Raw genomic sequence first — 6795 nt, forward strand, 5'->3', positions numbered from 1 at the left:
TACCCTGCCTGCTTGATAAGAACAATATACACAACAGATTCTTTCATACCATAGATGAATTAACTCTTTGTTTTTATAACGGAACGATGATCATGTGAGCTGAATTAACGGTCAGTGTCAAATGGACTGGAAAGATGATCAAGGATGATCCTGTGAGTAAATCAGACAAAAATAAAGGAAATCAGCGACTTTTTAATACCTATTTTATGAATATGAATTCAGTGAGCGTCGAGAGGTATGGAAGCATGATCATGGAATATTCCGACATGGAACACTTGTAATTCCCGCGATCTTAAGTCAAGAAAGAATGAATTCAGACAAGGACCTATTAGGTGATCCGTGCAGGTAAAGCCTGACGAGCTCCTAAGATTATTCTTTTGTCTTTAAAGGGCGTGCTCGTAGGTGGTGAGTCAGGTTTAGTGGTGTATAGAGTAATAAAATAATTGAATACTCGTTTAAATCGCAATATTGGCAATGAAAATACTGGAACAATGATCAAGGTCTAATGGTTATAGACAGTGACTTTAGTTTATTGTGTCTTAGCCGATAATCACTCCTATGCGTCCGCGACTTGAGTTAGTGATTATGTTTGATGTTACTTGGCTGTTTATTATTCCTATTATCGTTTTAGGCTGGTTAATTTCACGTTACTTTGCTACCAGAAATATGCAGCAGCAAGAAAAGCAGCAGCAAATACTGAAAGACATTAAATATAAACAAGTATTAGAGAAGGCCAAAAAGGCGGAACGAGAAGAAAAAATTTTTAAAGCCAGTACAGGGCATATACCGAGTCAATTATCTTTAGCAAAAGAATGTGAGGTGACGAATCCTGTTGCGGCAATTGAGTGGTACGAAAAAGCGGCAGCGCAAGATAATGAAATGGCGCAATATGCTTTGGCACGTTTGTATCGTCGAGATCCGTTGGATCAACAAGCAATGCTAAAAGCCAATTACTGGCAAGCGTTTATTGATGTAAAGCAAAAATCACCTGAATCACTGTTTCATTTTGGCTTGTTACTGATCCAAGGCAAAGGGGTAGAGGCTGATCCTACTTTGGGTATCGATTATATTCAGCAAGCAGCAACTGAAGAGTTTCTTCCTGCTGCACTGTTTCTTTCTGATTGGTATGTTGCTGAAGAAACCGATCATTACTTACCTCAACAAGCCTTTTATTGGCGGATACAAGCGGCGAAACACAATGATCTTGATGGATTAATGAAAACAGCATTTTGTTATAAAGTTGGATTGGGGGTTGAAAAGGATGTGGATCGTGTCAAATACTGGTTAGAGCGCGCAGCGGAACATGATCATCCAGAAGCACAATATCTTGCAGGTAAAATGTATTTAGGCGCATGTGCAAATAATGCCGCGATTGCTTATATTTGGTTTTCAATGGCATATGCTGGCGGTTATAAAAAAGCAAGAGTAGTAAGAGATGAAGCCGCGCCTCTCATTGGTATTGAATCGATCCTCAATGTTCAAAATATTGCGAAGGAAATCTATAAAATTCTAAAGAAACAGCCTGTTACTCCTCATTCGATTATTACTTTATTAGACAATTGCTATGGCCGAAAAGGGTATCGTCCAACCCTTGCTGATATTGAATCATTGGGCGAGACTCACGATGACATGAGTGATGATCATGAAACATCAATAAAAGAAGAGATAGCAATATCGATGACAGAGGCTAACGCGATAGAAACGGATAATTCAAACGAAAAGCCAGCAATGAAAGTGGATGATTGGACGACATCATGGGGATCATCGTCAGATATGATGCTTCAAACAACATCGATAACTAGCGATGAAACAAAGAAGTAAAACGAAAACAGCTCAACCACTGTTGAGCTGTTTTTATTTAATATTATGATTCAGAGGACTAATATACTTTCGGGTGTTTATGGTGGTGTTTTTTACAAGAGCCATTATAAAAGGATTTCAAGCTACATTGCGTACCTTGTTTATTAAAGTGGCACTTATTACCAATAGCAGTCCCTTTGTGTTTTACACAATAGTTCACCCATTTTTGTTTCTTGTCTTGTGCATGCTGTGAACATTTACCTTCTTTGTAAGCCCACTCATCACACATTTGACCGCTAGGTAGGCGGCAGTAACCTTGGCCATCAACAATAACGGATTGACCACCATGGTGTTCACAATAGATAGAAGCAGGATTTCCGTGCGGACCGCCAGCACAAGCGGCCGTTGAAATTAATAGTCCAATCAGTAATAAAAACTTTTTCATGTTAATTTTCTCTTTTTAATAATGACTGAAATTAGTACAAAATTGGTTTGTCAGCAGCGGGTTTACACTCACCGCGTAGATATTCCCATCCATCACATTGGCTACCGTTCTTGAAATGACAGACGCCAGCTTGGCTACCATCTTCATTCGTTGTGATTTGATAATTGCCACCGTGTTCAACACAGTATGTTGCTGCTGGATTTGCCATGTTTGCAGTTGGTTGAGTGGGTAGTGTTTTACAACCAACCAATGAGGCTGAAGCAATAAGAGAAAGTAGCAATAATGTCTTTTTCATAATCTAATCCTTATGTAAACGATGGCTTCGTTTTTATATCCATTCACGTGATGAATGATTTGAGCGTATTGTGTATTTAAAACACTGTTCGAATGTCAGCGGAATGACAAAAAATAACTCTCAGTAAGGTTGCCGGTTATTTAATGGTGACGGATAGTAAATGCTTCATTGACGATAAATATATATGATTAATGGCTAATGTACGGTTATAAGGAAAGGGGAAATAAGAGGAAAAGCTTGAAGATAAAAAATACAGCTTAACATTTGCTAAGCTGCATTGTTTAAAAGTGATTAATCAGGGGGAAGAGATTAATTACTTAGTAAACGCGATTACCTTTTTTACGGTTACATTTGTGATTGTAGAAGTCTTCTAGATCACATGTTGTATTCCATTTAGCAAATTTACATACATCACCGGTTGCAAACCCACCTTTTTTAACACAGTGGTCGACTAATTTTTGTTTATGCGTTTTACCTGAAGGTTTACATTGGCCTTTCATAAAGGCGTATTCTTCACATGAGCTACCGTCGTTAAAGACACAGTAACCTTTTTCACCATCGCCACCCATTGGAGTACGAATTTCAACATGACCACCATGTTGTACACAGAAATCGGATGCTGGATTACCAAACGCAAAAACAGAGCCTGAAAGCAGTAAACCAACAACAAGTAGTAATTTTTTCATCATTAACCTTCCGATATTAATAATAGAGCAATTGGACAATCAATTAGTGTGTTGAACAACCGTCCATGTCTAAGCATTGACCGCCATGATCAACACAATACGTTGCTGCAGGGTTTGCCATGTTTGCATTGGATCGAATAGGTAATGATTTACAGCCAACGAATGATGTTGCAGTAAGTAGAGAAAGTAAGAGTACTTTCTTTTCAAAATCTAATCCTTGTTAAACAATAGCCTCGTTTAATCGCGAGTATTCAGCAACTGAATGTGTTTTATTCATTGTTAATTAAAAACATCGTTCAAATGTCAGGGGAATGAAAGGGTCTGGTTATCTGGCTGTGAAAAAAGTATGTGAATTAAAATGAATTTGTTAATTATCAGTAGGTTATTAGAGCAAGGAGGAAGGTGAATCTTGCTCTAATAAAATCATTAGGCGTATTTATTAATAAATGTTGTCAATATATCAAGGGCGCTGTTATCCCCTCGTTGTTCTGCCAGCAAATAATCATAAATCGCATTTTCATGATCAGCGACTAACGTAAATAAATAGCGATGCTCTGTGGCTTCATCAGCCTGTTGTTGGTAGCGCTGCTGATAGGGAGCAACCCATGGCACCATGGTATCGACTAACTCTTGCCAAGGTAATGCAAGCCATTTATTAGCATCGGCAAGACCTTTATTCTCCATATCTTGATCGTAATCAGGGCAAGGGTGTCCTAACGTTTCCAGTCCATCCTTTAAACATTGCGCCGTGAGTTCCTCAACCTTTATTAATGTTTGCCATTTGTTGTTATGGCTATCGTCACTATACTTTTCAGCAAAGGTCTTAAAAAAAACAATGCCATAAAGTTCACCTAAATAAGCGTTATAGAGTTGAGCAATCATTGTGGTTATATCCAAAAAGGTTAATACAACATTAATAATACGCTTTTTACACCAATAAACACAAAGAAGGTTTGATATGGAATCCTCTATTTTTCCCTCTTGGTTAGGAGGGTATGAAATTAACCGTTATATCACTAATCCTAATATTAAAGTTGGAGATTACAGTTATTATTCTGGCTACTACCATCAGCACCATTTTGAAGATCAATGTGTTCATTATCTACTGGGTGATAAATCCACGATTGAAGCTTGGCAGTCAGGTATTTTTGGTGATGTTGATCAATTAATTATTGGCCGTTATTGCTCTATTGCCACAGGAGTCGTGTTTATGTTGTCGGGTAATCAAGGACACCGACATGATTGGATCTCGACATTCCCATTTGATTTCCAAGAATTTGGCGATGGCGTCAAAACCGGGATCCAACGAGCGGGCGATACGGTTGTTGGTAACGATGTTTGGTTCGGGGCTGAATGCGTTATTTTACCTGGCGTAAAAATAGCTGATGGTGCCGTGATTGGTACTCGTGCCGTTGTAACAAAAGATGTTGAACCCTATTCTGTTATGGTGGGTAACCCATCGCGATGTGTTAAAAAACGATTTACAGAGCAACAGATCGCTTTATTGCTAGAGATGCAGTGGTGGAACTGGCCAAAATCTGCATTAAAAGCAGCAATGCCGTTGATGTGTAGTACGCAGGTCGATGAACTCTATCAATATTATTTAGATAACATAAAATAATATTGTAAGTTTAAAACTTTTTTTAGTTACTTTATAAAAGCATTCCTTTTTTGATGTGCTTCCTTTCTATATATGCCTTTTTGTTATTAGTTTCAGTCTAGTTTGAAAAAATTACATTGATTTACAATTATTCAATGCTGAAAATGTGTATTTTATGGTTAACTCTACGGTAAATGATCAACTAAATTTGAAATTCAGATGAATTTTTATGCTTTAAAAATCGATTTTTAGTTAAAAAATTGATCTGAACCAGTAAAAATTCAATTTTTAAGTTTTTTTTAAAACAAAAGTTGAGATATTCAAATTAAATTGAGTAAGATGGTTGAGCCAGCTTGTTGACAGATACCTTTTTCGACATTTTCAGTGAGCTAGCTTCAAGGTGGATAGTGATATCCGAAATTTGCCCTTAAAAATATTGATGAGATAACCATGAGCAATTCTTTAGTTCTTGTAATCAATTCTGGTAGTTCTTCACTTAAATTTGCTTTAATTGATACTGTCAACGGTGAAGCTACGTTAAGCGGCCTTGGTGAGTGCTTCGGCCTCCCTGAAGCAGTGGTTAGCTGGAAAGTCAATGGTGAAAAGCACGAATACAAGCTTGATGGTTTAGATCATCACCATCAACAAGCGATTGATCGTATTGTCGATTTAGTCGACGAACTTGGTCTAAAAGAAAATATCGTCGCTGTGGGTCACCGTGTTGTTCAAGGTGGTAACTTATTTGATCATACTGTTAAGATTGATGAAAAAGTTATCGCTGATATTGAGTCGCTAAGCGATCTAGCACCACTACATAACCATGCACACGTTATTGGTATGCGTGCAGCAAGCAAAGCATTCCCTACATTGTCTCAGTATGCAATTTTCGATACTGCATTCCACCAAACAATGCCTGAAAAAGCATATACTTACGCAATTTCTCAAGAAGTTAGCAAAGAGTACAACATCCGTCGTTACGGCTTCCACGGCACAAGCCACTACTTTGTAACGCGTGAAGCAGCGAAAGTCGTGAATAAGCCAGTTGACGCATCAAGCTTTATTTCTGTTCACCTAGGTAACGGCGCATCAGTATGTGTGGTTAAAAACGGTGAAAGTATTGATACATCAATGGGCTTCACGCCACTTGCCGGCTTAATGATGGGGACACGCTGTGGTGATATCGACCCAAGTATACTTGAGTACTTATTAAAGAAAGGCTGGAGTAAAGAGCGCCTAGAGAAAGAACTCGTTACGAATTCTGGTTTCCTTGGTGTTTCTGGCTTTACAAGCGACTGTCGCGGCATTATTGAAGCAATGGAAGATGAAAGCCATCCTCACCACCACGGTGCTAAGCTCGCGTTTGAGCTATTTACGTACCGCGTAGCAAAATACATTGCATCATATATGGTGGCACTTGATGAGCTAGACGGCATCATTTTCACTGGTGGTATCGGCGAAAACGCAATGCCAATTCGTAGTGAAATTCTACGTTTAATGAAGATCTTTGGTTACCAAGAAGATATAGAAGGTAATGCCGCTGCACGTTTTGGCGCACAGGGTATTATCACTAAGCCAAATACACCACTAGCAATGGTTATCCCAACCAATGAAGAGTGGGTAATTGCAAAAGAATCAATGGCGCTATTGCACGCATAAGTGACAATGACGTACTAGATTTCCGAGTGGAACGGCTCGGACGATACTTTGGTTTGGAACCCCAAAGTATATGGAACGGAAAGACGGCTCTTTGCTTTTGCATCGAGCCGTTTTTTCGTTATTGGTTGTTACCAGAAGATGTCATCAATTCTCTGAAGTTATATATATCCATGAGCTAACTCATTTTTGTCGAGTAGACGACACTTGTTACCAAGTGCCGTCCCTCTAAGAACCGTACGTGCAACTTTCACTGCATACGGCTCAAGCCTCCACTAAGGCACCGATTGGCACCCAGCAACTTACAAAGCAGCGA

General features: G+C 38.8%; 8 protein-coding genes. 3 read left to right on the forward strand and 5 right to left on the reverse strand.

The features are described 5' to 3' along the window. Positions 1-558 precede the first annotated feature (558 nt). Positions 559-1821: a tetratricopeptide repeat protein gene (locus C9J46_RS19905; protein WP_107288031.1), complete on the forward strand. Its 1263-nt coding sequence runs from the start codon at positions 559-561 to the stop codon at positions 1819-1821. A 58-nt stretch (positions 1822-1879) separates the two neighbouring features. On the opposite strand, the gene C9J46_RS19910 is transcribed toward C9J46_RS19905, so the two are convergent. From C9J46_RS19910 to C9J46_RS19925, 5 genes are all read right to left on the reverse strand, one after another. Then, on the reverse strand, positions 1880-2245 hold the full coding sequence (locus C9J46_RS19910) for a DUF333 domain-containing protein (protein ID WP_107208286.1): 366 nt from the start codon (positions 2243-2245) through the stop codon (positions 1880-1882). A 31-nt stretch (positions 2246-2276) separates the two neighbouring features. Beyond that, positions 2277-2540 carry a DUF333 domain-containing protein gene (locus C9J46_RS19915; RefSeq protein WP_107208285.1) on the reverse strand — a complete coding sequence of 88 codons (264 nt, stop codon included), beginning with the start codon at positions 2538-2540 and terminating at the stop codon, positions 2277-2279. 317 nt (positions 2541-2857) lie between these two features. Further along, a complete protein-coding gene (locus C9J46_RS19920) occupies positions 2858-3229 on the reverse strand; it encodes a DUF333 domain-containing protein (protein WP_233217824.1) in 372 nt (123 codons plus the stop codon). Positions 3230-3295: 66 nt separating this feature from the next. Next, a complete protein-coding gene (locus tag C9J46_RS21575) occupies positions 3296-3433 on the reverse strand; it encodes a hypothetical protein (RefSeq protein ID WP_158259297.1) in 138 nt (45 codons plus the stop codon). A gap of 219 nt (positions 3434-3652) precedes the next feature. Next, positions 3653-4108, reverse strand: coding sequence for a hypothetical protein (locus C9J46_RS19925; RefSeq protein WP_107208284.1), 456 nt, complete (start codon positions 4106-4108; stop codon positions 3653-3655). Positions 4109-4184: 76 nt separating this feature from the next. Between C9J46_RS19925 and C9J46_RS19930 the strand changes: the two genes are divergently transcribed. Next, positions 4185-4847, forward strand: coding sequence for a CatB-related O-acetyltransferase (locus tag C9J46_RS19930; RefSeq protein WP_107208283.1), 663 nt, complete (start codon positions 4185-4187; stop codon positions 4845-4847). Positions 4848-5276: 429 nt separating this feature from the next. After that, a complete protein-coding gene (locus C9J46_RS19935; RefSeq protein ID WP_107247877.1) occupies positions 5277-6482 on the forward strand; it encodes an acetate/propionate family kinase in 1206 nt (401 codons plus the stop codon). Positions 6483-6795: the final 313 nt, after the last annotated feature.

Origin of the sequence: Photobacterium sp. GB-36 (assembly GCF_003026135.1) — a bacterium.
Lineage (GTDB): Bacteria > Pseudomonadota > Gammaproteobacteria > Enterobacterales > Vibrionaceae > Photobacterium.

What these genes read in the sequence shown, in the direction of transcription:
- C9J46_RS19905 (WP_107288031.1), top strand. Translation starts at nt 559, where the DNA reads ATGCGTCCGCGACTTGAGTTAGTGATTATGTTTGATGTTACTTGGCTG.
- C9J46_RS19910 (WP_107208286.1), bottom strand. Translation starts at nt 2,245, where the DNA reads ATGAAAAAGTTTTTATTACTGATTGGACTATTAATTTCAACGGCCGCT.
- C9J46_RS19915 (WP_107208285.1), bottom strand. Translation starts at nt 2,540, where the DNA reads ATGAAAAAGACATTATTGCTACTTTCTCTTATTGCTTCAGCCTCATTG.
- C9J46_RS19920 (WP_233217824.1), bottom strand. Translation starts at nt 3,229, where the DNA reads ATGATGAAAAAATTACTACTTGTTGTTGGTTTACTGCTTTCAGGCTCT.
- C9J46_RS19925 (WP_107208284.1), bottom strand. Translation starts at nt 4,108, where the DNA reads ATGATTGCTCAACTCTATAACGCTTATTTAGGTGAACTTTATGGCATT.
- C9J46_RS19930 (WP_107208283.1), top strand. Translation starts at nt 4,185, where the DNA reads ATGGAATCCTCTATTTTTCCCTCTTGGTTAGGAGGGTATGAAATTAAC.
- C9J46_RS19935 (WP_107247877.1), top strand. Translation starts at nt 5,277, where the DNA reads ATGAGCAATTCTTTAGTTCTTGTAATCAATTCTGGTAGTTCTTCACTT.